This is a genomic window from Duganella sp. Root336D2, from assembly GCF_001425005.1.
Classification (GTDB): domain Bacteria; phylum Pseudomonadota; class Gammaproteobacteria; order Burkholderiales; family Burkholderiaceae_D; genus Rugamonas.
The window spans coordinates 41300-65753 of sequence record NZ_LMDB01000022.1; the positions used below are offsets into that span (position 1 = coordinate 41300).

Annotated in this window: 18 protein-coding genes and 1 riboswitch; of the genes, 8 read left to right on the top strand and 10 right to left on the bottom strand. The window is 67.1% G+C overall.

Annotated features, from left to right (window positions below):
- Nucleotides 1-13 precede the first annotated feature (13 nt).
- Both ASD07_RS16005 and ASD07_RS16010 read left to right on the top strand, forming a co-directional pair.
- Nucleotides 14-5257 carry a DNA repair ATPase gene (locus tag ASD07_RS16005; RefSeq protein WP_055932304.1) on the top strand — a complete coding sequence of 1748 codons (5244 nt, stop codon included), beginning with the start codon at nucleotides 14-16 and terminating at the stop codon, nucleotides 5255-5257.
- 204 nt (nucleotides 5258-5461) lie between these two features.
- Nucleotides 5462-5938, top strand: coding sequence for a hypothetical protein (locus tag ASD07_RS16010; RefSeq protein ID WP_055932307.1), 477 nt, complete (start codon nucleotides 5462-5464; stop codon nucleotides 5936-5938).
- Here the strand turns inward: ASD07_RS16010 and ASD07_RS16015 are convergent.
- From ASD07_RS16015 to ASD07_RS16060, 10 genes are all read right to left on the bottom strand, one after another.
- Complete coding sequence (locus tag ASD07_RS16015; protein WP_055932310.1) at nucleotides 5935-7473, bottom strand: class I adenylate-forming enzyme family protein; 1539 nt, start codon at nucleotides 7471-7473, stop codon at nucleotides 5935-5937. The genes ASD07_RS16010 and ASD07_RS16015 overlap by 4 nt on opposite strands.
- Nucleotides 7466-8296: an NAD(P)-dependent oxidoreductase gene (locus ASD07_RS16020; protein ID WP_055932313.1), complete on the bottom strand. Its 831-nt coding sequence runs from the start codon at nucleotides 8294-8296 to the stop codon at nucleotides 7466-7468. Before ASD07_RS16020 ends, ASD07_RS16015 begins: the two co-directional genes overlap by 8 nt.
- Nucleotides 8297-8306: 10 nt before the next feature.
- Complete coding sequence (locus ASD07_RS16025) at nucleotides 8307-10319, bottom strand: biotin carboxylase N-terminal domain-containing protein (protein WP_200953810.1); 2013 nt, start codon at nucleotides 10317-10319, stop codon at nucleotides 8307-8309.
- The gene (locus ASD07_RS16030; protein WP_055932316.1) at nucleotides 10316-11473 is read right to left on the bottom strand and encodes an acyl-CoA dehydrogenase family protein; all 1158 of its coding nucleotides are present in this window, start codon (nucleotides 11471-11473) and stop codon (nucleotides 10316-10318) included. The genes ASD07_RS16025 and ASD07_RS16030 overlap by 4 nt, the downstream gene beginning before the upstream one ends.
- 11 nt (nucleotides 11474-11484) lie before the next feature.
- Nucleotides 11485-13104: an acyl-CoA carboxylase subunit beta gene (locus ASD07_RS16035; protein WP_055932319.1), complete on the bottom strand. Its 1620-nt coding sequence runs from the start codon at nucleotides 13102-13104 to the stop codon at nucleotides 11485-11487.
- Nucleotides 13104-13976, bottom strand: coding sequence for an SDR family oxidoreductase (locus tag ASD07_RS16040; RefSeq protein ID WP_055932322.1), 873 nt, complete (start codon nucleotides 13974-13976; stop codon nucleotides 13104-13106). The genes ASD07_RS16035 and ASD07_RS16040 overlap by 1 nt, the downstream gene beginning before the upstream one ends.
- An 11-nt stretch (nucleotides 13977-13987) precedes the next feature.
- Nucleotides 13988-15112 carry an acyl-CoA dehydrogenase family protein gene (locus ASD07_RS16045; protein ID WP_055932326.1) on the bottom strand — a complete coding sequence of 375 codons (1125 nt, stop codon included), beginning with the start codon at nucleotides 15110-15112 and terminating at the stop codon, nucleotides 13988-13990.
- The gene (locus tag ASD07_RS16050; RefSeq protein ID WP_055932329.1) at nucleotides 15109-16872 is read right to left on the bottom strand and encodes an acyclic terpene utilization AtuA family protein; all 1764 of its coding nucleotides are present in this window, start codon (nucleotides 16870-16872) and stop codon (nucleotides 15109-15111) included. The genes ASD07_RS16045 and ASD07_RS16050 overlap by 4 nt, the downstream gene beginning before the upstream one ends.
- Before the next feature lie 136 nt (nucleotides 16873-17008).
- On the bottom strand, nucleotides 17009-18214 hold the full coding sequence (locus ASD07_RS16055) for a DUF4382 domain-containing protein (protein ID WP_055932333.1): 1206 nt from the start codon (nucleotides 18212-18214) through the stop codon (nucleotides 17009-17011).
- 187 nt (nucleotides 18215-18401) lie between these two features.
- The gene (locus ASD07_RS16060; protein WP_055932337.1) at nucleotides 18402-19025 is read right to left on the bottom strand and encodes a hypothetical protein; all 624 of its coding nucleotides are present in this window, start codon (nucleotides 19023-19025) and stop codon (nucleotides 18402-18404) included.
- Nucleotides 19026-19082: 57 nt separating this feature from the next.
- Nucleotides 19083-19195, top strand: a riboswitch (TPP riboswitch).
- Nucleotides 19196-19273: 78 nt separating this feature from the next.
- On the opposite strand from ASD07_RS16060, the gene thiC reads away from it, so the two are divergent.
- Genes thiC through ASD07_RS16090 form a run of 6 tightly spaced genes read left to right on the top strand, consistent with a single transcriptional unit; the run spans nucleotide 19274 to nucleotide 24446 of the window.
- Nucleotides 19274-21133, top strand: a complete 1860-nt coding sequence (gene thiC / locus ASD07_RS16065; protein ID WP_055932338.1) for a phosphomethylpyrimidine synthase ThiC — start codon at nucleotides 19274-19276, stop codon at nucleotides 21131-21133.
- Complete coding sequence (gene thiS / locus ASD07_RS16070; protein ID WP_055932341.1) at nucleotides 21130-21333, top strand: sulfur carrier protein ThiS; 204 nt, start codon at nucleotides 21130-21132, stop codon at nucleotides 21331-21333. Before thiC ends, thiS begins: the two co-directional genes overlap by 4 nt.
- A gap of 16 nt (nucleotides 21334-21349) precedes the next feature.
- Nucleotides 21350-22132, top strand: coding sequence for a thiazole synthase (locus tag ASD07_RS16075; protein ID WP_055932344.1), 783 nt, complete (start codon nucleotides 21350-21352; stop codon nucleotides 22130-22132).
- Complete coding sequence (locus ASD07_RS32215; protein ID WP_055932347.1) at nucleotides 22129-23172, top strand: bifunctional hydroxymethylpyrimidine kinase/phosphomethylpyrimidine kinase; 1044 nt, start codon at nucleotides 22129-22131, stop codon at nucleotides 23170-23172. The genes ASD07_RS16075 and ASD07_RS32215 overlap by 4 nt, the downstream gene beginning before the upstream one ends.
- A gap of 9 nt (nucleotides 23173-23181) precedes the next feature.
- Nucleotides 23182-23799, top strand: coding sequence for a thiamine phosphate synthase (thiE, locus tag ASD07_RS16085; RefSeq protein WP_055932350.1), 618 nt, complete (start codon nucleotides 23182-23184; stop codon nucleotides 23797-23799).
- 17 nt (nucleotides 23800-23816) lie between these two features.
- Nucleotides 23817-24446: an ANTAR domain-containing response regulator gene (locus ASD07_RS16090; RefSeq protein WP_055932353.1), complete on the top strand. Its 630-nt coding sequence runs from the start codon at nucleotides 23817-23819 to the stop codon at nucleotides 24444-24446.
- The last annotated feature ends 8 nt before the right edge of the window (nucleotides 24447-24454 follow it).

The window sequence follows — 24454 nt, forward strand, 5'->3', positions numbered from 1 at the left end:
GAAGCACAACATCATGAGCCAAGAACAAGCAGCACCCGAGGGTGCCGAGGCGTCGCTGCGCCATTCCAGCAGTTTCGATTTGCTGCGCAAGCGGCTGGCCGAGCAGGGCAAGTCCCTGCTGGAGAAGGCCGGCGCGCTGAACGCAGCGCGGCTGGCCGAGTTCGGCCGCGAAGAGATGGCGCTGCGCGCCCGCACCCGCGCCCGCACCGACAACAACTGCACCGCGCGCGACCTGGTGCTGGTCGGCGAGGTGCTGCTGTTCGGCTATAACGTCTTCATCGGCCTGCGCCAGGAGACCCAGGTGGCGGACGTGTTCGCGCTGTATCGCCTGCGCCAGGACGGCGCCGAAGTGGAGCTCGAGCCGCTGGCGCTGGACGGCAGCTTCCTGGCCGAGCCGCGTTTCGTGGCCGAATTCAAGGAACTCTACAACTACTACCGCAGTGCGCAGCTGGTGCAGCTGCGCGTTACGCAAGGCAAGCTGCTGGCCGCCTTCAAGATCGGCGAACGCCAGAGCGACCTGCGCGTGTTCCGCTGGCAGCTCGGCGAGCAGGGCGCGGCGACCTACATCGACAACCGCGGCGAACGCGATGTCGCGCTGCCGCCGCCGCATGATTTCGAGTGGAGCGTCACCACGCGCGACCAGCACGTGCTGGGCCAGCACCCGCACGTCAACGTGCTCGACACCCTGTTCGTGGAAACAGTGGGCGGCGACCTGACGCTCAAGATCGAGAACAACACGGAAACAGGGCTGGGCATCTACAGCGAGCCGGTCGACGATCCCAACCAGTCGCTCAGCGACGCCGAGATCGCGTATGCCGCGCTCGGCGACCTGATCCTCTTGCGCGTGCGGCCCTACCGCGAGACGCAGCTGCGCTACCTGGTGTATTCGCGCCTGAGCCAGCAGGCGCAGCGGGTCGACAGCATCGGCGCCTCCTGCGTGCAGCTGCCGGAAGACCACGGCATTGTCTTCCCCGGCGGCGTGATCCTGCAGGGCGGCGAGTCGCGCCTGTTCGCCGGCCTGCCGGAGGGACTGCAATTCGAGCGCCGGGTGCTGGCGCCCAACGGCGAAGACGTGCTGTATGTCTTTTACGAACTTGTCAGCGGCACTTATGTGCTGCTGACCTATAACCTGATCAACAAGACCCTGTCGCAGCCGCTGGTGGCGCACGGCTACGCCCGCTATGACGACGGCAGCATGCTGCTGTTCACCGCGGAAAGCGAGGAGCCGACCCGCAACCACCCGATGCAGTGGTGGCAGACGCCGTTCCTGGGCGAGGAATACGCCGCCCGCGCCGCGCCGCGCCAGGGCTTCTTCGGCAAGATCGGCAACCGCGAGCTGGTGCGCGGGGTGTCGGAACTGTATTCGATCGGGCGCATGGTGCGCGAGCAGGGCCAGGGTGAAGGCGGCGGCAATGCGCTGCCCGGCCGCGCCGTCTACGAGAGCCTGCTGCGCCAATGCCGCCGGGTGGCCGACGCTTTCCACTGGCTGGGCGCGCCCGAAGCCATGGGTGTCGGCGCCGACCTGGGCGGGGTGTCCGAGCTGGCCAGCGCCACGATGGACGAATTCGACAAGGCGGCGGCAATCCAGCGCGAAGCGGCGCGCGTGCTGCAGCAGGCGGCGCAGGAGCAGCGCCAGTTGCTGGCCGAGACGGCCAGCCGGCTGTGGCAATCGCCGACCGAGTTTATCGAAGCGCTGGAACAGATCCGCCTGGCGCGCGGCCGCCTGGCCACGCTGAAGGAGCGGCGCTACATGGACGTGGCGCGCCTGGCCGAACTGGATGGCGAACTGGGCGCCGAAGAGGCGCGCGTGGGCGAGCGCACCGTCCAGTTCCTGTCGCAGGCCAATGCCTTCGCCGGGCTGGAGGCGGAACTGGCGAAACAGCGCGGGCAGCTGCCGCAGCTGGGCACCACGGCCGAACTGGCGCCGCTCAACGAAGCGCTGGACCGCACGGCGCGCAACCTGGATGGCTTGAACGAACTGCTGGGCACCCTGGCGGTCGGCGATGCCGCCTTGCGCACCCAGATCCTGACCGCCATCTCGCGCCTGTACGCGGGCATCAACCAGTTGCGCGCTGAAGTGCGCCAGCGCCGCAAGCAGCTGGCGCAGACCGAGTCGGCGTCCGAATTCGCGGCCCAGTTCCAGTTGTTCAGCCAGTCGGTGGAGAGCAGCCTGGAACAGGCCGACACGCCGGAGCGCTGCGATGAATTGCTGACGCGCCTGCTGGCCCAGCTGGAAACCCTGGAAGGGCAGTTCGCCGAGCAGGAAGACTACCTGGCCGAGATTGCGCACAAGCGCGAAGCGGTGTACGAAGCGCTGGAGGGGCGCAAACAGTCGCTGCTCGATGCGCGTGCGCGCCGCATGCAGGCCATCGGCGAAGCGGCGCGCCGCATCCTGGCGGGTGTGCCCAAGCGCCTGGCCCAGTTCAGCGAAGCGGCCCAGATGGAAGCGTATTTCGCCGCCGATGCCCTGCTGGCCAAGCTGAAGGCCAGCATCGAGGAATTGCGCAAGCTGGGCAACGCGGTCGCCGCGGACGATTTGAGCGGGCAGCTGAAGAACCTGCGCGAACAGGGCCAGCGTGCGCTGCGCGACCAGAACGAACTGGTAAGCGGCAATACCATCAAGCTGGGACGGCATGACTTCACCGTCAACCGGCAAACGCTGGAGCTGGCCATCGTGCCGCACCAGGGCGAGCTGGCCTTCCACCTGGCCGGCACCGATTACTATGCGCCGCTGCAGGACGCGCGCCTGGATGCCTTGCGCCCATGGTGGTCGCAGGAGACCGTGGCCGAGACAGCGCAGGTTTACCGCGCCGAATACCTGGCTTACCAGTTCATGCGCGCGGTGCGCGCCGGCACCGCCGGCATCGACTGGCAGCAATTGCAGGAAGCGCTGGCGCAGCCCGATAGAGCGGCGCTGGACGAACCGGTGCGCCGCTTTGCCGCGCCGCGCTACCAGGAGGGCTACCAGAAAGGCTTGCACGACCACGACGCTGCCGCCATCCTGCGGCAGCTGGTGCCGTTGTGGGAGGGCGCCGGCCTGCTGCGTTTCAGCCCGCTGGCGCGCGCCGTCGCCGTACTGTACTGGACCCATGTGCATGCCTCGCCTGCGGCGCAGTCGCTGCGGCACCAGGCCGAGCAAGCCGAATTGATGCGCCGCCATTTCAATAGCGAGCGCTTATGGGACAAGCTGGCGGCTGAAGTCGAGCAAGCGCTGCAGCGCTTCCTCGATGCCGAACTGCTCGATATCGAGGCCTGGCTCGATCACGGCAGCGAAACGCGCGCCCTGGCGCTGGCGCAGGCCGCGCGCTACCTGCTGTCCGAACTGGGCGTGCCCGCGGGCGTGGAGCAGGCCTGGCTGCTGAGCCGCAGCGGCAGCGAACTGGCGAACGGCCTGGCGCAGCACCTTGCGCGCCACAATATCGCCGCCCCTTGGCAAGTGCCGGCACTGTCGTGGCGCGAGCGCTGGATGCTGGCCACCGAATGGCTGCACGGTTACGCACTCCAGCAGGGCCATGAGCTGTCGCTGCTGCCCGAGGTGGCCGCCAGCCTGCTGAGCACCCTGCCGCGGCGCGTCGTGCAGGTTGGCGTCGAAGCACAGGTCACCGGTTTGCTCGGCGAGCACGCCCGCATTGAAAACCGGACGCTCAAGCTGCAACTGAATGATTTCCTGCGCCGCCTCGAACATCACGAAGCTGTCGTGGTGCCTGCCTTCCGCTTGCTGCAGCAGTTGCGCCAGCAACTGGCGCAAGAAGAGAAAACCCGCCTGCGCCTGGAGCAGTTCCAGGCCAAGCCGCTGGCCAGTTTCTTCCGCAATCGCCTGATCGACGAAGCGTACCTGCCGCTGATCGGCGACAACCTGGCCAAGCAGATCGGCGCGGCCGGCGACCAGCGCCGGGTCGACTCGATGGGCATGCTGTTGCTGATTTCACCGCCGGGCTACGGCAAGACCACCCTGATGGAGTACCTGGGCGAGCGCCTGGGCATGATCTTCGTGCGCATCAACTGCCCGGTACTGGGTCACGACGTGACGTCGCTCGACCCGGCCCTGGCCGGCAACAGCGCCGCCCGCATGGAACTGGAAAAGCTCAACCTCGGCCTGGCGATGGGCAACAACGTGATGCTGTACCTGGACGACATCCAGCACACCAACCCCGAGTTCCTGCAGAAGTTCATCGCCCTGGCCGACGGCACGCGCCGCATCGAAGGTGTATGGCGCGGCGAGAGCCGCAGCTACGACCTGCGCGGCAAGCGCTTCGCCGTGGTCATGGCGGGCAACCCCTATACCGAATCGGGCGACGTGTTCAAGATCCCGGACATGCTGGCCAACCGGGCCGACATCTACAACCTGGGTGATGTGCTGAGCGGACGCGAAGAACTGTTCGCCCTCTCGTATATTGAAAACGCGCTGGTGGCGCATCCCGAACTGCAGCCGCTGGCTTCGCGCGACCCGCAGGACCTGTACCTGCTGGTACGCATGTCGCAGGGCGAACCGGTGGCGGCGTCGGACCTGAAGCATGCCTACACTTCGCAGGAGATCGACCAGATCTGCGCGGTGCTGCAGCGCCTGTTCAAGGTGCGCAGTGCGCTGATGAAGGTCAACCTGGCTTATATCGCCTCGGCCGCGCAGGACGATGCCTACCGCAGCGAGCCCGCGTTCAAGCTGCAAGGCAGCTATCGCAATATGGCCAAACTGGCGCCCAAGGTGTCCGCCCTGATGCATGACGCCGAACTGGACGCGCTGCTGCGCGACCACTACCGCGGCGAGGCGCAGACCCTGACCAGCGGCGCCGAAGAAAACCTGCTGCGCCTGGCGCACTTGCTGGGTCAGCCGACGGACGCGGAGCAGGCGCGCTGGAGCGAGCTGGTGGAGGAATTCGTCCGCCTGCGCAAGAACGGCGGGCAAGCGGATGGCGAAGCGCGGGTAGCCGAACACCTGGCCGAGATCGGGGCCGGCATCGCCGCGCTGGGTGGCCGCATGGCGCCGCAGGTGCAGGTGCACGTGCCGGAACAGGAGCGGCTGCACGAATTGCTGCAGCGCCTGGCGGACAGCTATGAAAAGGTCCTGCTGCCCATGATGAGCGCGATGAATTACAAGATGCGCCTCGACCACGGCATCTGGGACGAGGTGCGGGCCACCAGTTCCATCGTCAAGGATATGGAACACCGCCTGCGCTACCGGGGCAAGAAGGGCCCGCCGTCGCCCAAGCAGGCGCGCGAGCCGGCTGGCGAGACGGCTGGCGAGCCGTTAGGCGACTGAGAGGACCTTTTCTTTGCAGATGGCGGGCACGTTCTCATCGAAGAACTGGCCGAGCCCGCCATCCGGTTGCTGCTTGGGGAGTTCAGTGCACCGCTGTCGCGGACTACTACTGAAAACTACTGAAATTTTCACTGAAACTACTGAAAAATTGAACTTTCAGGGCGTGATAGCGCTCTAACGGGGAAAATTTCAGGAGCTTTCAGTATGACTTCCCGAGTGACCCTGGAGGTAAGCCTCCCTACGCTGCACGCGCTGCTCGACTACCACTCTGAACAGGCGGCAGACCACACCCTTACGGACTTGGCCGACATTGCGATCCGCGAATGGTTGCAACGCCAGCGCGCCGCCAGCAAGCCAATGGAATTAGCGGGTTTCTTTTGGCAGACGCTCTTCCTGCCAGACGGAGCATTGCTGCGCATTTGCAGCCGTGACGGACCGCATTGCGCCGAGGTGGTCTGTGGCGAGCTAATCTATGAAGGGCGGGCAGTATCACCAAACCAATTTGTCATTGCCAGCCTGGGTAATGTAGGGAACGCCTGGAAAGTGATTTACGTTCAGCTTCCAGGGGACGGTGATTGGACGCCGGCTACCCGGATGCGCCACGCGGCCATGGCCCATGCGTTCCGCACGGCTAAACGCAAGGCCGAACGCACCGCGCCGCCGGGCTCATCTTCCTCTTAGCCGTATAAAGCCTGGTGATTCGCGCGCAGCACGTGCTTCTGGATCTTGCCGGTGGAGGTCATCGGCAAGTTCTCCACGATGGCAATGTGCTTGGGGATTTCGAAGCCGGCCAGCGTGCTGCGGCAATGTTCCTGCAGCGCGCCCGCGTCGGCGGATTGCCCGGGCTTGAGGCAGACGAAGGCGGTGACGGCTTCGATCCATTCCTCGTGCGGCAAGCCGACCACGGCAGCAACAGCCACGGCGGGGTGGCCGAGTAGCGCTTCTTCCACGCGGATGGCGGGCACGTTTTCGCCGCCGGTCTTGATCATGTCCTTCAGGCGGCCTTTGAAGTGCAGGTAGCCGTCCTCGTCCCACATGCCAAGGTCGCCGGTATGGTGCCATCCGAAGCGGCGCACGGCGGCCGTGGCTTCCGGGTCCTTGAAGTAGCCCAGCATCGCATTTGCGCCGCGATGCACGATTTCGCCGACTTCGCCTTTGCCAAGCAGGCGTCCGTCGGCGTCCATGATGGCGGTGTCGTTGACCGGCGTCGCCTGTCCCCAGCAATTGCCGGTACGGTGCTGCTGCTCGGGCGGGAAGTAGACCGTCATCGGGAACATCTCGGTCTGCCCGCTGCCCAGCGCGAAACGAGGGCAGAATTCCTGCATCAGGCGGCGCAGCAGCTCGGGCGCCATCGGAGCCATGGCGTATATCGCCAGGCGCAGCGCGGAGAGGTCGTGTTCCGCGCGCGCAGGATGCAGAAGCATTGCGCCATACATCGCCGGCAGGGCGGCCACCAGCGTGACGCGCTCGCGCGCCAAAGTCGCCAGCACGGCGGCCGGATCGAAGCTGCGCGAGAGCGATATCGCGGCGCCGCACGCCAGTCCCGCTGCGGCCATGCTGAACTGGGCGCAGTGGAATAGCGGCAGGATGGCGGACAGCACGTCATTCGGAACGATCGATACGGTCACCGCGTTCGACATCACGGCCGACAGCACCGAACGGTGCGAGTGCATTGCGCCTTTCGGATGGCCGGTGGTGCCGCTGGTGTACATGATCATGGCCAGCGCGTGTTCGTCGATCTCCAGCGCCGGCGGGGTTGCCGGCTGGCCGATGAGCGCCTCGGTCAGCGTGCCTGCGCCCTGGGCGCCCGGGCCGCAGCGCAGTAGCGGCACACCCAGCGCGGGCAACGCGGCGCGCCAGGCGGGATGCGCGCCAAGCTGCGCGTCCACCACCAGCAGGCGCGCTTCCGCGTGCTGCACGATGTAGGCGACTTCGGTCGGCGACAGCATGGCGTTGACCGGCACCCATACCAGCCCCGCCTTCATGATGCCGAACGAGGCCACCACGAAGTCCATGGAATTGGGACTGAGCATGGCTACCTTGTCGCCGGGCTGCAGGCCGCTGGCGAGCAGATAGTGCGCAAAGCGGTTGCTGTCCTCGTCCAGCTGGGCGTAAGGCATGCGGCGGCCATGTTCCAGCAGCGCCGGTGCCGCGCCATTGCGGCGCGCGCTGCGCGAAACCACATTGCCCAGGGTCTCCTGCATGCGCTCAGTCATGGCCTGCCTCCACGAACAGGTCGATCATCGGCTCCACGCCTGGCGTCACCTGGTACTGTGAAAAATCGGTCATGCCGCTGCCGCGCAGGACTTGCTCGTCGATGAAGAAGTTGCCGGTCGTCGTGCGGCTATCCTTCGTCAGTATCAGGTGGGCGGCATCGGCCATGATTTCCGGCGTGCGGCCGTACTGGGCGCCGCCGGGCAGGGCGACATTGAGGGCGGCCGTTGCGATGACGGTGCGCGGCCACAGCGAATTGACCCCGACCCCTTCCTCTGCTAGCTGGGCGGCCAGGCCGTGCACGATCATGCTCATCGCGTATTTCGACGTGGTGTAGGCGGCGTGGCGGGCGAACCATTTCGGGTTCATGTCGATCGGCGGCGACAGCGTCAGGATGTGCGGGTTGCTGGCTTCCAGAAGATGCGGCAGGCAGTGCTTGGCGCAGGCGAAGGTGCCGCGTACGTTGATGTCCATCATCAGGTCGTAGCGTTTCATCGACGTGCTTTGCGCGTTGGTCAGGCTGATGGCGCTGGCATTGTTGACCAGTATGTCAATGCCGCCGAACTCCGCGACGCCGCGTTCGATGGCGGCAATGACCTGCTCCTCCTCCCGGATATCGACCTGCAGCGGCAGCGCATTGCCGCCGGCGGCGCGGATTTCCTCGGCGGCGGAGTAGATGGTTCCGGGCAAACGCGGATCGGGTTCGGTGGTCTTGGCGGCGATGATCACGTTCGCGCCGTCGCGCGCCGCGCGCAAGGCGATCGCCTTGCCGATGCCCCGGCTGGCGCCGGTGATGAACAGGGTCTTGCCTTGCAGCGTAGTCATGGGTTCTCCGTCAGGGGGTGATTTCCAACAGCAGCTGTCCGGTCGCCACTTGCGTGCCGAGGGCGGTGGCGAGCAGCGCCACCTTGCCGTCGCGCGTGGCGAGCATATTGTGTTCCATCTTCATCGCTTCCAGCGCCAGCAATGGCTGGCCGATGCTCACTTGTTGGCCTTCGCGCACGTGCAGAGCGACCACGCGGCCGTTCATTGGCGCGGCGATGCGGCCGTCGGCGGCGCCGTTGCCCGCTCCTTGCGGCGCTGCGTCGCCCAGGTCGTCCAGCATATGTTCTCTGCCGTCCAGCAGGAAGAACAGGCGGGCGCCGTCGGCGGCGAAATGCAGTGTCGCGGGCTGGCCGTCGAGGGATAGCAGCACGGTGCCGTCGCCGGCTTCGGCCACTTCGACGCGCATCGACACCGCGCTGCCTTCGCTGGTGATGTGCCAGGCGTTGCGGCCGTCGGCGCTGGCGCGGGCCTGGTGCGCGGCGCCATCCAGCGTGAAGCGCAAAGCTTGGGCATGGGCATGGCTGGAGCTCCAGCCGTGCAGCTCGGCCGGGTAGCGGCGCGGGTGGCGCTGCGAACGGTGCCAGGCCAGCAGCGCGCTGGCCGCCTGCGAGCTGCGGCCAGTCGCGGTGGCGCTGCCGCGCCGCCCGGGCGGCAGGTATTGGGCGATAAAGCCGGTGGTCGCACGGCCGGCGCGGAATTCGGGGTGCGCCAGGCATTGCGCCAGGAAGGGGCGGTTGCTGGGCAGTCCAAGCAGCACGCATTCGTCCAGCGCGCGCCGCAACTGGCGCAGCGCGTCGGCACGGTCGCGGCCATGGGCCACCAGCTTGGCCAGCATGGAGTCGTAGTAGGGCGGCACCTGCACCCCGTCGGCCAGCGCGTGGTCGCTGCGCACGCCGAACGGCGCCGCCCAGCGCCATACTTTTCCGCTTTGCGGCAGGAAGTCCTGCTGCGGGTCTTCCGCGCACAGACGCACTTCGATGGCATGCCCGCCGGCTGCGCGGCGCGCATCGAGTTCGCACTGCGCCTGCGGCAGCGGCGCACCTGCCGCCACCAGCAGCTGCCATTCGACCAGGTCGATGCCGGTGATGGCTTCCGTCACCGCATGTTCGACCTGCAGGCGCGTGTTCATCTCCATGAAATAGAATTCGCCGTCGCCATCGAGCAGGAATTCCAGCGTGCCGGCGCCCACATAGCCGATGGCGCGTGCCGCCGCCACGGCCACCGCGCCCATGCGCTCGCGCAGCTCCGGCGTCACGGCCGGGGAGGGCGATTCTTCGATCAGCTTCTGGTGCCGCCGCTGCACCGAGCAATCGCGTTCGCCCATGTGCACCACGTTGCCGTGGCTGTCGGCGAAGAGCTGGATCTCGATGTGGCGCGGTTCGATAACGGCGCGCTCCAGGATCACGTCCGCGCTGCCGAAGGCGTGCAGCGCTTCGGAGCGGGCAGCCGCCAGCGCGGCGCTGAATGCGCCCGGGTCGTCCACCCGGCGCATGCCGCGCCCGCCGCCGCCGGCGGCAGCCTTGATCATCACCGGGTAGCCGATGCGCTGCGCTTCCGCCGCCATGCGCTCGCTCGACTGGTCTTCGCCGTGGTAGCCAGGCACGCAGGGCACGCCGGCCTCCAGCATCAGGCGCTTGGCGCCGGCCTTGTTGCCCATGGCTTCGATAGCTGCCGGCGGCGGACCGATGAAAACCAGGCCCGCGTCGGCGCAGGCCTGGGCGAAATCGGCGCGTTCGGCCAGGAAGCCGTAGCCGGGGTGCACGGCGCCGGCGCCGCTGGCCTGCGCGGCGGCGAGCAGCGCCGGGATGTTCAGGTAGGACTCGCCCGGCGCGGGGCCGCCGATGCGCAGCGCCGCATGCGCGCCACCGGCTGCGCCGGTTGCATCGGCGGCGCAGTGCGGGGCGCCGGCGTCGGCGTCGGAATATACCGCCACGCAGCGGTAGCCCATGCGCCGCGCCGTACGCATCACGCGCAGCGCAATCTCGCCGCGGTTGGCGACCAGGATGGTGTCGAAGGCGTTCACGCTTTGCGGCCCGGCAGGATGTCCATGTATTTGCAGATGATGCCCAGCATGACCTCGTCGGCGCCGCCGCCAATCGAGGTCAGGCGCCCGTCGCGGTAGAACTGCGACACCGGGTTTTCCAGCGTGAAGCCCATGCCGCCCCAGAACTGCATGCAGCCGTCGGTGATCTGGCGCGCCAGGCGGCCGGCCTTGAGCTTGGCCATCGACGCCAGTTCGGTAACATCGGCGCCGCCGATGTACATGCCGCAGGCGCGGTAGGTCAGGGCGCGCAGCGATTCGAGCTCGGTCTGCATCTCGGCCAGCTTGAAGTGCACCCACTGGTTATCCAGCACGCTGGCGCCGAAGATCTTGCGCTCGCGCGTGTATTCGATGGTGGCGTCGATGCAGTTCTGCATCTGCTGCACGATATTGGCCGCGCACCACAGGCGTTCTTCCTGGAATTGCAGCATCTGGTAGGTGAAGCCCTTGTCCTCCTCGCCCACCAGGTAGCGCTGCGGCACCCGCACTTCGTCGAAGTGGATCAGGCCCGTGTCGGAGGAATTCATGCCGATCTTGCGGATCTTCTGGCCCACGCTGACGCCCGGCGTATCCATCGGCACGATGATCAGCGACTTGTTGCGGTGCGCCGGGCCGTCGCCGGTAGTGGCCAGCAGGCACATCCAGTCGGCCTGCAGGCTGTTGGTGATCCACATCTTGCTGCCGTTGATGATGTAGTCGCCGCCGTCCTTGCGCGCCGTGGTGCGGATGGCCGCCACGTCGGAGCCGGCGCCCGGTTCCGACACGCCGACGCAGGCCACCGCCTCGCCGGTAATCGCCGGCGCCAGGAATTCGCGCCGCAGCGCGTCCGAGCCGAAGCGCGAGAGCGCCGGCGTCGCCATGTCGGTCTGCACGCCGATCGCCATCGGCACCCCGCCGCAGCGGATGTGGCCCAGTGCTTCGGCCATCGCCATCGAGTAGGAGTAGTCCAGTCCCAGGCCGCCGAATTCGGCCGGCTTGGATACGCCCAGCATGCCCAGTGCGCCCAGCTTGCGGAACACTTCCTTGGCAGGGAAGATCTCGGCGGCCTCCCATTCGTCGACAAAAGGATTGATGTCGGTGTCGATGAAGCGTTTCAGGTTGCGCTGCAGTTCAAGGTGTTCGTGGCTGTATTCCATAGGTTCTCCAATCATGGTCGGGCGACGCCGAATTGCACCGGCCGCAGCTCGCGCCGGCGCGCTTCCTCGCACACTGCCAGCACGCAGGCCAGCACCTTGCGCGTGTCGCGCGGGTCGATGACGCCGTCGTCCAGCAGGCGTCCGGATGTCGTAAAAACGTCGGTCTGGCGCTCGAAGGTTTCCACCACGCGTGCGCGCATGGCGGCAATCGCCTCGCGGTCGATTTCCTGTCCTTTGCGCCGCATGCTGCCTTCCATCACGATGGCCATCGTGGTGGCTGCCTGCTCGGCGCCCATCACGGCGGTGCGCGCATTGGGCCAGCTGAAACAGAAGTCCGGCATGAAGCCGCGCCCGGACATGCCGTAATTGCCGGCGCCAAACGATGCGCCGCAATGCAGGGTAATGCGCGGCACGTTGGCGTTGGCCAGCGCCTGGATCATTTTCGAGCCGTGCTTGATCATGCCCGCCTGCTCGTAGGCTTTGCCGACCATGAAGCCGGTGGTGTTCTGCAGGAACAGCAGCGGGGTGCCGGACTGGCAGCACAGCTGGATGAAGTGCGCCGCCTTGGTGGCGCCGGCCGGATCGAGCGGGCCGTTGTTGGTGATGATGCCGACCGCCATGCCGCAGATGGCCGCATGGCCGGTCACCGTGGCCGCGCCGTAGCCGGGCTTGAACTCCAGGAAGGCCGAGCCGTCCACGATGCGCGCGATCACTTCGCGCATGTCGAGCGGCTTGCGCTGGTCGCATGGCGCGATGCCGAGCAGTTCCGCCGCCGCATGGCGCGGCGCCTCGTACGGTGCGCCGCCCGCCGCCGGCGCGGCGTTCCAGCCCAGGCTTGCCACCAGTTCGCGCGTGATGCGCAGCGCATCGGCGTCGTCTTCGGCCAGGTAGTCGGCCAGGCCGGACAGCGTGGCGTGCATCTCCGCGCCGCCCAGTTCTTCCTCGCTGGCGATTTCGCCGGTGGCCGCCTTCAGCAGCGGCGGCCCGGCCAGGAACGCCTTGGCGCGCTCGCGCACCATCACCACGTAGTCGGACAGGCCCGGCATGTAGGCGCCGCCCGCGGTGCTGGAGCCGTGCACCACGCTGATCACCGGCAGTCCCGCCGCCGACAGGCGCGCCAGCCAGTAGAAGCCGCTGCCGCCGTGGATGAAGGTCTCGACCTTGTAGTCCAGCAGGTTGGCGCCCGCGCATTCGACCAGGTGGATGAAGGGCAGCTTCTGCGCCAGCGCCACCTGCTGCAGGCGCTGGAACTTCTCGATCCCCATCGGCTGTACGGCGCCGGCATCGATGCCGGAATCGTCGGCCACCACCATGCAGCGCACGCCGCTGACAAAGCCGATGCCGCCCACCAGGCCGCCGCCCGGCACCGAGCGCTCGGGATCGGGATGGTCCAGGCAGTAGCCGGCCAGCGTGGCCATTTCCAGGAACGGTGCGCCGGCATCGAGCAGGGCGCCCAGGCGTTCGCGCGGCAGCAGCTGGCCGCGCTTGGCAAACAGCGGCGCCGAGGCTGCCGATTTGTCGCGGCTACGCGCTTCCAGCTGGCGCAGGCGCGCCAGCTGCGCCTCCAGCGCCGCGCTGTTGGCCTGGAAGGCTGCGCCCTGCGCCGGCACGCGGCTTTCGAGCGCCGGCATTATCCGCCCTCCAGTACGCGCGGCGTGGCCGCCAGGTGGAAACCGTTGAAGGGCGCCGTGGCGCCGGCCTGGCGCGGCGCGGGCATCGGCATGCCAGGCCGCACATTCGGCCGGCCGCCGTCGACGCGCAAGGTGCTGCCGGTGATGAAGGCCGCCGCGTCGGACAGCAGGAAGGTGATGGCCGCCGCCACTTCCGATTCGGTGCCGAAGCGGTGCAGCGGCACCGTGCGCGGGAAGGCGCGGATGGTGTCGCGCATTTGCGGCGGATACTGGTCCATGCCGGAGGAGGCGATGTAGCCCGGCGCCACGGCGTTCACCCGCACGCCGTACTGCGCCCACTCGAAAGCTGCCGTCTCGGTCAGGCTCACCATGCCGGCGCGCGCCGCGCCCGAGTGGCCCATGTTCGGCATGCTGCCAAACATGTCGGCCGCGATATTGACGATGGCGCCGCCATGCTCGGCCATGCTCTGGTTCAGGCACTCGCGCGCCAGCAGGAAGCCGCCGGTGAGGTTGGTCTGGACCACCGCTTCCCAGCCCTTTTGCGAGATCTCGCGCAGCGGCGCCGGGAACTGGCCGCCGGCGTTGTTGACCAGGCCGTGCAGCGGGCCGTGTGCGGCCACCATCTGCGCCACCAGCTCGCGCACGGCCTCTTCGCTGCGGATATTGCAGGAGTAGCCGTGGGCAGCGCCGCCGGCGCCGGCAATCTCGGCGCGCACGGCATCGAGCTTGGCGCTGTCGCGCCCCACCAGCAGCACGCGCGCTCCCAGCGCCGCCAGTTCGTGCGCGGTGCAGCGCCCGATGCCGCTGCCACCGCCCGTCACCACGATGGCGCGGCCCTCGAACAGGCCGGGTTTGAAGATCGATTGGTACATTGCACTTCCTTTCAGGACCAGCCGAGCTGGCGCGCGGCCAGGTCGTTGAGGATTTCTTCGGCGCCGCCGCCGATCATATACACCTTGGCGTCGCGGTACACGCGCTCGGCCACCGTGCCGCGCATGAAGCCCATGCCGCCCAGGATCTGCACCGCTTCGCCGGCGCAGGCCTGCATGGTTTGCGCCGCGAAGTTCTTCAGCATGCACACTTGCGCCACGTCCTGCCCTCCCGCATCCATGCGCGCGACCACACTGTCGATGAAGGCGCGCGTGGCCTCGATGCGGGTCGCCATGCCCACCAGTTTGTGGCGCACGGCCTGGTGCTGCACCAGCGCTTTGCCGAAGGTCTTGCGCTGCTGCGCCCATTGCAGCGCTTCATCGAGGCAGGCTTGCGCCAGGTAGCAGGCGTGCATGGCCAGCATCAGGCGTTCATCGTTGAAGTTGCGCATCAGGAGCGTGAAGCCGGCATTTTCGGCGCCCAGCAGGTTGGCGGCCGGCACGCGGCAATGGTCGAAATGCAGTTCGGCCGTGTCGGAGCACCACCAGCCCATCTTCTTCAGCGGTGCACGCGTCAGCCCCGGCGTGTCGCCGGGCACCAGCAGGACGCTCACCCCGGCCGCGCCGCTGCCTTGGCCGCCGGTGCGCACGGCCAGCGTGATCCAGTCGGCGCGCATGCCGGAGGTGATGAAGGTCTTGCTGCCGTTGACGATGTAATGGTCGCCGTCGCGCTCCGCCGTTGCCGCCAGGCTGGCCACGTCGGAGCCGCCGCCCGGCTCCGTCACGGCCAGGGCGCTGATCGTCGCGCCGGAGAAGATGCCGGGCAGCACGCGCGCGCGCAGTTCGGCAGAGCCGCCATGCACGATCGGCGGCGTGCCGATGCGATGGCTGAACAGGGATGCCAGCAGGCCGCCGCAGGCGGTGCGGCATAGTTCCTCGTTCAGCACCTGCAACTGGCGGTAGCTGGCGGGGATGCCGCCGTCGGCCTCCGGGAAGCCCAGGGCCAGCAGGCCCAGTGCGCCGGCTTGCTGATAAAGGGCGCGCGGGAAGGTGCCGGCTTCTTCCCAGTCGTTGACGTGGGGGCGCAGCTCCTGCTCGACGAAACGGCGCACGGTGGCGCGCAAGGCTTCTTCCATCATGTTCTCCGGCTGGTGAAATCCGGCGGCACCGCGACTGGCATCGCCAGCAGCCATTGCGCCATGCCCTTGCCAAGCGGATCGTGGCGCAGTGACGCCATGCCGCCGCCGCCCAGCGCCTGCTCGCAGACGAAGTTGAAGGCGTGGATGCCGGGCAGTTCGTAGCGCGTCACAGGGCCGCTTACCTTGTCCGCCAGGTGCGCGGCCACCGCTTCCGGCGTCAGTTGCTCGCGCAGCAAAGGCAGGTCTCCAGGATGGCGCGCGATGACGCCGATATTCGAGGTATCGCCCTTATCGCCGCTGCGCGCCCAGGCCAGCTCAATCAACGGCACCATGCGCCACCCCTCACGCGGTAGAGCTCGTGTCACACCCTCGCCCCTAGGGGCAACCCCAAGGTGTGACACGGGCTCGGCCGTAGCGGCAGTGCCGGGCGGGATTGCGGGGCGCGCTTGCTCGCCATCGGGCAGGTGCACCACGGGCTGGATGCGGTTTTTGTCGAGCAGGAAGGAGAATTGTTTGATGGCGGGCGAGACGGAGGGGCGGCCGCCGAAGCCGGTGGTGCCGGGTGCCCACGAAGTGCCGGCGGGGGCGATCTCGCGCGTGAAACTTTCGAGCGCGGCGCGCTGCGGGTGGGCTACCGCCAGCCACATGACCGCCTGGCCGAAGCCTTCTTGCGCGCCGAGGATGTCGATGTGCGTGGCGGAATAGTCGGCCAGTCCGGCGCGGGCGAACATGGCCCGGGTCCGCGTCAGGATGGCTTCGGCGCTGCGGCGCGCCTTGCGGCCTGCGTCGTGGCCGACGATGGTCAGTTGCGCGGCGCTGCGAAAGCCGTCGGCGTAGGTGGCGCTGACCTTGTAGGTCGGCGTAGGCGCGCGGCCGCGCGCGCCTTGCACCAGCACGCGCTGCGGGCCCGCTGGCTCCAGCGTGACGCCGGTGAAATCGCACACCACGTCAGGCAGCAGGTAGTGCGCCGGGTCGCCGATTTCATAGAGCAGCTGTTCGGCCGCCGCGGCTGGCGATACCAGCCCGCCGCTGCTTTCTGGCTTGCCCAGCACGAAGCTGCCGTCGGCGCGGCATTCCACCACGGGATAGCCGCTGTTGGCCCAATCGGGTACGTCTTCCCAGTCGGTGAACAGGCCGCCGCTGCCCTGGCAGCCGCATTCGATCAGGTGGCCAGCCAGGCTGCCGGCGGCGAGCAGGTCGTAATCGCCGGCGGCCCAGCCGAATTCGTGCATCAGGGCGCCCAGCGTCACGGCGCTGTCGACGCAGCGGCCGGTGATCACCACGTCGGCGCCGGAATCGAGTGCGGCCTTGACCGGCAGTGCGCCGAGGTAGGCGTTGGCGCTCAGCACCGTGGCTGGCAGGGGCAGGCCTTCCGCGCGCAAGCCGGGCAGCAAGGCTGACACGTCGTCGCCTTCCACCACGGCGATGCGCGGCGCCAGTCCCTGTTCCGCCGCCAGCGCGCGCAGTGCGGCGGCGCAGCCTTGCGGGTTGATGCCGCCGGCGTTGGCCACGATGCGCACGCCGCGTGCCAGCGCGTCGGCCAGCACGTCGCGCATGACGTCGATGAAGTCGGTGGCGTAGCCCAACTCCGGGTGCTTGCGGCGCGCCGCCGCCAGCAGCGACATGGTCAGTTCGGCCAGGTAATCGAAAACGAGGTAATCGAGGTCGCCGCCGTCGAGCAGCTGGCGCGGGCCGAGGGCGCTGTCGCCCCAGAAGCCAGCCGCCCCTCCGATCCGGACATGGTTCCTGCCTGCACGCACCCTGCCTCCTTTATTAAATCATGCGATTGAATAATTAAGGATACCTCGGAAAAGCGCGGGCGTGCAAGAAAAAAGCCCCGGCTGCCGCCAGAGGCGGGGCCGGGGCTGGCGCGTCAGCTTAGCCGACGCCAGGTGCTTAAGGCACCAGGTTGAAGTTGACGTTGATGGCGTTGGCGACATTCAGGTCGACCGCGGCATTGGACAGCGTGGTGTAGCCGGTGGCCGAGGCATCGACCTTGTACATGCCGGTGGCCGGGATGGTGCCGGCGCTGGAGAAGGCCAGCGGCAGGGTGGCGCTATAGGCAGCGTATTGCGGCGCGGCCAGCGGCAACTTGGCGATGCTGTAAGCGCCGGTGCTCAGGTCCGCATTGGTGTAGCGCAGGGTCACGGTCGGGCCGCCGGTAATGGCTTGCTTGGCCGAGACCAGGGCCGATTCGGTGGCGCTGGCCGGGGTCAGCGTGGCGCTGCCGCTGATCGATCCCATCAGGCTGGTGGCCGGCAGGGTGAACGGGGCGCCGGTGGTGCTGATCGGCACCATGGCAGTGGTGGAAGTCACCGGTACGCCGCCCACCACGTAGGCCGCATGGGTATTCGAGGTGATGACCACGTCGTAGTTACCGAGAGGCAGGCGTGGCAGCACGAATTCGCCGGTGGCGCTTGGCACCGTCGCGGCCACCACGGCGCCGTTTTGCTGGGCGCTGACGGTAATGCCGTCGGACAGCAGCGGCACGGCGACGAAGCCGCTGATGCCGTTCAGGGCAGTCGGGATCACCTTGACCACCGGTTTCAGCGCGTACTTGCCATTGCCCTTGGTGACGATGGATTTGCAGGCGTCGAAGTCCATCACCAGGTCATAGCGCTGGCCCGCTTCCACCGTGAAGTCGGCGTTCATCTTGATGCCGCTTTGTACCGCGCTCGGGGTGTCGAGCGAGATCTCGGTGGTGGTGCCGCTCAGGACCACGGAGTTGGCAGTCGCGTTGCCGGTGTTCGGGTCCAGCACCAGGCGTACCTGGTTGTAGCGGCCTGCCGCCAGCGCGGTCTGGCCCAGCGCGTCCAGGGTGCCGTTGGTCAGGTTCAGCAGGTTGATTTTCTTCCCTGGCGAGAGGGTGATATCGGTCCAGCCGCTATCGGTGTCGCTGGCGGTGGCGCTGGTGTTGACGCGGACCTTGTTGACCGTCACGTTGACGGCATCGAAGCCGCAGGCCGGAGCGTCGGTAATCGAGACGCCCAGGGTGCCCATGGTCTGGGTGGGTGGAGCGTCGCCACCGCCACCGCCGCCGCCGCAGGCAGCGAGCAGGAGGGATGTCAGCGCGAGTGGGAGCAGGGAGACTTTGGAGTTCATGGTAGTGCCTCTCGTAATAGTTATTGGTGCTCTTCCATTATCGGAAGCGAGAGGAAAAACCCAATGTGCGATTACCCACATAGTAACGAATTGTTACACTTGCAGATCAAAAGCCACTCTGCAGCAAGGGCTGTGTTGCATGTGGAACACGGCCCTCCTTGCGATGCACTGTTTTACCGGCAGTTAATTACCGGCAATTAACGTTCCATGCGGTGAGTTCCGCGCGCGACGGCCGCACCGTGATCTCGACTTTGCTGCCGATATCGCTTTCATAGCCAAGCAGGAACATGCCGTCGGTGCTGCGGCCCAGGGCGCGCAACTGGAAGCTGCGCGAACGGGTCGGTGCGCAACTGGTATTGCCGGCCATGAGCAGGCGCGCGCGCTGCAGCAGTTCGCCCTGGGCCTGGATCAGGCGCAGCATGTCGATTTCGGCCAGCGGTGCGCGCAGTTCGACCATTGTGGCCGGCGGCATGCCGCAGCTGGTGGTGTGGTGGATCCAGACATGCTGGCTGCTGTCGGCCCGCCAGCTATCGTCGGCCTGCTGCGTGTAGCGGGTGCGCGTGACGCGGCACAGCGGCAGTACCAGGCGCACCGGCGGCGCATCGGTGGTAGCGCTGGCAATCCACTTGCTGCCATCGCTTGCGCGCTCCAGGCGCAGCGGCGGCACGGGCGTGCCCGGCGCGCTGCGCTGCATGAATTGTTCGAACGAGCGCTGCTCGGCCAGCGTCGGCGCGCGCGCAGCAGGGCCTGGCCCGGCCATCGCCGTTGCCGCCTGCGCGGCCATCGCCGCCAGGAATACTACATATCGCATCCGGTCTCCTTTCAATGCGCATCGATTATAGATATAATCCGCTCGCTGCCGAAAGGTGGCACACGCTAGGGGTCCTGTGCGCTCAGTTTCATATTGAGCTGCGCGGGTGAGAAATACCCTCCGAACCTGATCTGGATAATGCCAGCGAAGGGAAGCTTCAGGATACGCAGCGGCTGCGCCACGCACGGCGCAACTGCACGCGCAGCCTAACCTCCTTTGCTGGCTCCTGCGCCAACAAAGGAGCCAAAATGAACGCCAATCCAACTTTCCTCGCCGCCCAGGCAGAGGTCGACTCCGCAGCTGTTACCCCGCTGCCGAATTCCCGCAAAATCTATGTGACCGGCAGCCGCGCCGACCTGCGCGTGCCGATGCGCGAGATCAGCCTGTCCGGCGACAATGCGCCGGTCACCGTGTACGACTGTTCCGGGCCTTACAGCGACCCGGACGAAACGATCGACATCCGCAAGGGCCTCGGCACGCCGCGCGCGGCCTGGATCGCCGAGCGCAGCGACACCGAGCTGCTGGCCGGCCCGACTTCCGACTATGGCCGCCAGCGCCTGGCCGATGAAAAGCTCGATGCGCTGCGCTTCGAACTGCACCGCCAGCCGCGCCGCGCGCAAGCCGGCCGCAACGTGAGCCAGATGCACTACGCGCGCCAGGGCATCGTCACGCCGGAAATGGAATACGTGGCGATCCGGGAAAACCTGCGCCGCAAGGAATACCTGGCCGGCCTGCGCACCCAGGGCGAGAAAGGCCAGCGCATGGCCGACCTGCTGGGCCGCCAGCACCGCGGCGAGTCCTTCGGCGCCGCCATCCCGGAAGAAATCACGCCTGAATTCGTGCGCGACGAGATTGCCCGCGGCCGCGCCATCATCCCGGCCAATATCAACCACCCGGAACTGGAGCCGATGATCATCGGCCGCAATTTCCTGGTCAAGATCAATGCCAATATCGGCAACTCCGCCGTCACTTCCTCCATCGGCGAGGAAGTGGAGAAGATGACCTGGGCTATCCGCTGGGGCGGCGACACCGTGATGGACCTGTCCACCGGCAAGCATATCCACGAGACGCGCGAATGGATCGTGCGCAATTCGCCGGTGCCGATCGGCACGGTGCCGATCTACCAGGCGCTGGAAAAGGTCAACGGCAAGGCCGAAGACCTGACCTGGGAAATCTTCCGCGACACCCTGATTGAACAGGCGGAGCAGGGCGTCGACTATTTCACCATCCACGCCGGCGTGCTGCTGCGCTACGTGCCGCTGACGGCCAACCGCATGACCGGCATCGTCTCGCGCGGCGGTTCGATCATGGCCAAGTGGTGCCTGGCCCACCACAAGGAAAACTTCCTGTACACGCACTTCGAAGACATCTGCGAAATCATGAAGGCCTACGACGTGAGCTTCTCGCTGGGCGACGGCTTGCGTCCCGGCTCGGTGTGGGATGCCAACGATGCGGCGCAGCTGGGCGAACTGAAAACCCTGGGCGAACTGACCCAGGTCGCCTGGAAGCACGACGTGCAGGTGATGATCGAGGGCCCGGGCCACGTGCCGATGCAGCTCATTAAAGAGAACATGGACCTGCAGCTGGAGCAGTGCAGCGAAGCGCCGTTCTACACCCTGGGCCCCTTGACCACCGATATCGCGCCCGGCTACGACCATATCACCTCCGGCATCGGCGCCGCGCAGATCGGCTGGTACGGCACCGCCATGCTGTGCTACGTGACGCCGAAAGAGCACCTTGGCCTGCCGAACAAGGCCGACGTCAAGGAAGGCATCATCACCTACAAGATCGCGGCACACGCGGCCGACCTGGCAAAAGGCCATCCGGGCGCGCAGATCCGCGACAACGCGCTGTCGCTGGCGCGCTTCGAGTTCCGCTGGGAAGACCAGTTCAACCTGGGCCTGGATCCGGACCGCGCGCGCGAATTCCACGACGAGACCCTGCCGAAGGATTCGGCCAAGGTGGCGCACTTCTGCTCCATGTGCGGCCCGCATTTCTGCTCGATGAAGATCACGCAGGAAGTGCGCGAGTTCGCGGCCAAGGGCATGCAGGAAAAGTCGATCGAGTTTGTCAAGGGCGGTGCCAGCATCTACCGCGAGCAGGCATGATCGAGATTGAACTGAACGGCGCGCCGCACTCGGTGCCGCCGCGGCAGACGCTGGAGGCGCTGATCGAAGCGCTGGAACTGACAGGGCAGGCGCTGGCGCTGGCGGTCAACCGCCAGGTGGTGCCGCGCCAGCGCTGGCCGCAGGTCGCACTGAACCAAAACGACAAAGTAGATATCGTCCGCGCCATCGGCGGGGGCTGAAAAGGGGAGACGGCAAATGCAAGACAAACCATTGCTCATCGCGGGCAAGCAGTACAGCTCGCGCCTGCTGGTCGGCAGCGGCAAGTACAAGGACTTGGCGCAAACCCGCGAAGCCACGCTGGCGGCGGGCGCGGACATCATCACGGTGGCGATTCGCCGCGTCAACATCGGCCAGGACCCGCACGCGCCAAGCTTGCTGGACTACGTGCCGCCGCATGAATTCACCATCCTGCCGAATACGGCCGGCTGCTACACGGCGAAGGATGCGGTGTACACGCTGCAGATGGCGCGCGAACTGCTGAACGGCCACAAACTGGTCAAGCTGGAAGTGCTGGGCGACGAGAAGACCCTGTTCCCCAACATGCCGGAAACCCTGGTCGCTGCGCGCGAACTGGTGAAGGACGGCTTCGATGTGATGGTCTACTGCAGCGACGACCCGATCCAGGCGCGCATGCTGGAAGATATCGGCTGCTGCGCGGTGATGCCGCTGGCGTCCCTGATCGGCTCGGGCATGGGCATCCTGAATCCGTGGAACCTGTCGCTGATCATCGAGCAGTCCAACGTGCCGGTGCTGGTCGATGCCGGCGTCGGCACCGCGTCCGATGCGGCCATCGCCATGGAGCTGGGCTGCGACGGTGTGCTGATGAACACCGCCATCGCCGCTGCCGGCGACCCGGTACGCATGGCGCGCGCCATGAAGCTGGGCGTGCAGGCCGGCCGCGAAGCCTTCCTGGCCGGCCGCATGCCGCGCCGTTTCGCCGCCTCGCCGTCGTCGCCGATGGCGGGGAGGCTGGCATGAGCGACCGGCCTTGCGTGCTGGTGTTTTCCGGCGCCGATCCCTCGGGCGGCGCCGGCATGGCGGCCGACATCCAGGCCATCACGGCGATGGGCGCGCATGCGCTGCCGGTGCTGACGGCCATTACGGTGCAGGACAATAACCGGGTGCATGCGGTGATGCCGCTGGCGCCGGAAGTGGTACTGCAGCAGGCGCGCGCGCTGCTGGCGCAGGTGCCGGTGGCGGCGGTGAAGATCGGCATTCCGGGCAGCGCGGAAAATGCGCAAGCCATCGCGATGCTGCTCTGCGAGCTGCGTGCCACGCATCGCGCCGCGGCCGGTGCGGCGCCGGGCTGGGCGCAGCGCCTGTACAGCGATCCGCCGGTGGTGCTCGATCCAGTGCTGCGCAGCGGCCATGGCGACGCGCTGGGGCGCGACGATGCGGTGCAGGCGCTGGCGCCCCTGCTGCCGCTGGCCACGCTGATCATGCCGAATGGCCCCGAGGCCGCGGCCCTGGCCGGCAATGCGGCGCGCTATCGCGCGCCTGTCCGGGCAAGCGCCGCGGCGGCATCCGGCATCGGTGCTGCGGCACGGTCGCCGGTGCCGTCCATGGCTGGTGCGCTGGCTGCGGCGGGTGATGCGCCTGAAGGCGAGGCGGGCGAGGCGGGCGGGGTTGCGCTGGTGGACGCGGCACCGATGGTGGCGCTGGCGGCGCCCGGAGTGCCGCCGGCCTGGCACGGCACCGCGCATGGCGATGCTTTGACCCATGCACGTGCGCTGCGGGCGCTGGGCTGCACCCACGTGCTGGTCACGGGCGGCCACGATGAAGGCAGCGACGTGGTAATCAATCGCTGGCTCGGGCCTGACCGCCAGCAGAACTGGAGCTGGCCGCGCCTGCCGGGCGATTTTCACGGCAGCGGTTGCACCCTGGCCGCCGCCACGGCAGGGCTGCTGGCATTGGGCAACACGATGGCGCAAGCATTGACCAAGGCGCAAGGCTATACCCAGCGCGCACTGGCCGCTTCATACGCGATCGCGCCCGGCCAGCGCATTCCGCAGCGATAAGGAGAAATCATGCAAGGACTTTACCTGGTCACTCCCAATTGGGACGATACCGACAAACTGCTCGAGGTGAGCGAGCAGGCGCTGCGCGCTGGCGTCGCGCTGCTGCAATACCGCCACAAGGACGCTAGTGCGGCGCTGCGGCGCGAGCAGGGCGGGGCGCTGCGCGAGCTTTGCCACAAGTACAGCGTGCCGTTCCTGGTGAACGACCACGTGGCGCTGTGCCGTGAACTGGGCGCCGATGGCGTGCACCTGGGCGGTACCGATGCGCCGCTGGCCGAAGTACGCGCTTCGCTCGGCCCCAACAAGCTGATTGGCGCTTCCTGCTACGGCGAGCTGGCGCGCGCCCAGGCAGCGCAGGCGGCCGGCGCCAGCTACGTGGCATTCGGCGGCTTTTACCCGTCGAAGGTGAAGCAGTACGCCGTCACCACGCAGCCGTCGATCCTGCGCCACGCACGTGAAGTGATCGGTGTGCCGCTGTGCGTGATCGGCGGCATGACGGCGCAAAATGCAGCGCCGCTGGTGGCCGAGGGAGCGCAAATGGTGGCGGCCATCACCAGTGTTTACCTGGCCGATGATGTAGTGGCTGCAGTGCGGGAATTTCAGTCTATAATTTCCCCATTAGCATAACCATAAGGTTGACGCCGATGAACGCCCAGACTCCGCCAAAGCGCCTGATCCTGATCGTCGATGATGACAAGATCCTGACCGAGTTCCTGGGCGAGCTGCTTGCCCGTGCCGGCTACGACACCATGCTGGCGCATTCATCGGACCAGGCCTTGTCCCTGATCGCCGAGCGCGAACCCGACCTGGCCCTGCTCGACATCCACATGCCCGGCATGTCGGGCCTGGAACTGGCCAAGCAGTTGAACCGCAACACCACGGTGCCTTTCATGTTCCTCTCCGGCCGCGGCGACGCCGACGCCGGCAAGCAGGCCGCCGCTTATGGCGCGGTGGGCTTCGTGGTGAAGCCGGTCGACGAGCACCACCTGATGCCGGCTTTTGAAGCCGGCCTGGCGCGCGCCGATGAGATCCGCCAGTTGCGGCGCACCGAAATCAACCTCAATGCAGCACTGGCAGCCGGGCGCGAAACCAGCCTGGCCGTGGGACTGTTGATGTGCAAGTACCAGACCGACCGCAACACCGCCTTCGAAGTGTTGCGCGACCATGCCCGTTCCAGCCGGCGCAAGATCAACGAGGTAGCCGACCAGCTGCTGGCGGCGGAAGAAATGTTGAACGGTTTGCATGCTGCATTTAACTCACGCCTGAAGAAATAAAGCTTTCC

What these genes read in the sequence shown, in the direction of transcription:
- ASD07_RS16045 (WP_055932326.1), bottom strand. Translation starts at nt 15,112, where the DNA reads ATGATGGAAGAAGCCTTGCGCGCCACCGTGCGCCGTTTCGTCGAGCAG.
- ASD07_RS16075 (WP_055932344.1), top strand. Translation starts at nt 21,350, where the DNA reads ATGCAAGACAAACCATTGCTCATCGCGGGCAAGCAGTACAGCTCGCGC.
- ASD07_RS16015 (WP_055932310.1), bottom strand. Translation starts at nt 7,473, where the DNA reads ATGACTGAGCGCATGCAGGAGACCCTGGGCAATGTGGTTTCGCGCAGC.
- ASD07_RS16040 (WP_055932322.1), bottom strand. Translation starts at nt 13,976, where the DNA reads ATGTACCAATCGATCTTCAAACCCGGCCTGTTCGAGGGCCGCGCCATC.
- ASD07_RS16010 (WP_055932307.1), top strand. Translation starts at nt 5,462, where the DNA reads ATGACTTCCCGAGTGACCCTGGAGGTAAGCCTCCCTACGCTGCACGCG.
- ASD07_RS16090 (WP_055932353.1), top strand. Translation starts at nt 23,817, where the DNA reads ATGAACGCCCAGACTCCGCCAAAGCGCCTGATCCTGATCGTCGATGAT.
- thiS (WP_055932341.1), top strand. Translation starts at nt 21,130, where the DNA reads ATGATCGAGATTGAACTGAACGGCGCGCCGCACTCGGTGCCGCCGCGG.
- ASD07_RS16005 (WP_055932304.1), top strand. Translation starts at nt 14, where the DNA reads ATGAGCCAAGAACAAGCAGCACCCGAGGGTGCCGAGGCGTCGCTGCGC.
- ASD07_RS16030 (WP_055932316.1), bottom strand. Translation starts at nt 11,473, where the DNA reads ATGGAATACAGCCACGAACACCTTGAACTGCAGCGCAACCTGAAACGC.
- ASD07_RS16020 (WP_055932313.1), bottom strand. Translation starts at nt 8,296, where the DNA reads ATGACTACGCTGCAAGGCAAGACCCTGTTCATCACCGGCGCCAGCCGG.
- ASD07_RS16035 (WP_055932319.1), bottom strand. Translation starts at nt 13,104, where the DNA reads ATGCCGGCGCTCGAAAGCCGCGTGCCGGCGCAGGGCGCAGCCTTCCAG.
- thiE (WP_055932350.1), top strand. Translation starts at nt 23,182, where the DNA reads ATGCAAGGACTTTACCTGGTCACTCCCAATTGGGACGATACCGACAAA.
- thiC (WP_055932338.1), top strand. Translation starts at nt 19,274, where the DNA reads ATGAACGCCAATCCAACTTTCCTCGCCGCCCAGGCAGAGGTCGACTCC.
- ASD07_RS16060 (WP_055932337.1), bottom strand. Translation starts at nt 19,025, where the DNA reads ATGCGATATGTAGTATTCCTGGCGGCGATGGCCGCGCAGGCGGCAACG.
- ASD07_RS16055 (WP_055932333.1), bottom strand. Translation starts at nt 18,214, where the DNA reads ATGAACTCCAAAGTCTCCCTGCTCCCACTCGCGCTGACATCCCTCCTG.
- ASD07_RS32215 (WP_055932347.1), top strand. Translation starts at nt 22,129, where the DNA reads ATGAGCGACCGGCCTTGCGTGCTGGTGTTTTCCGGCGCCGATCCCTCG.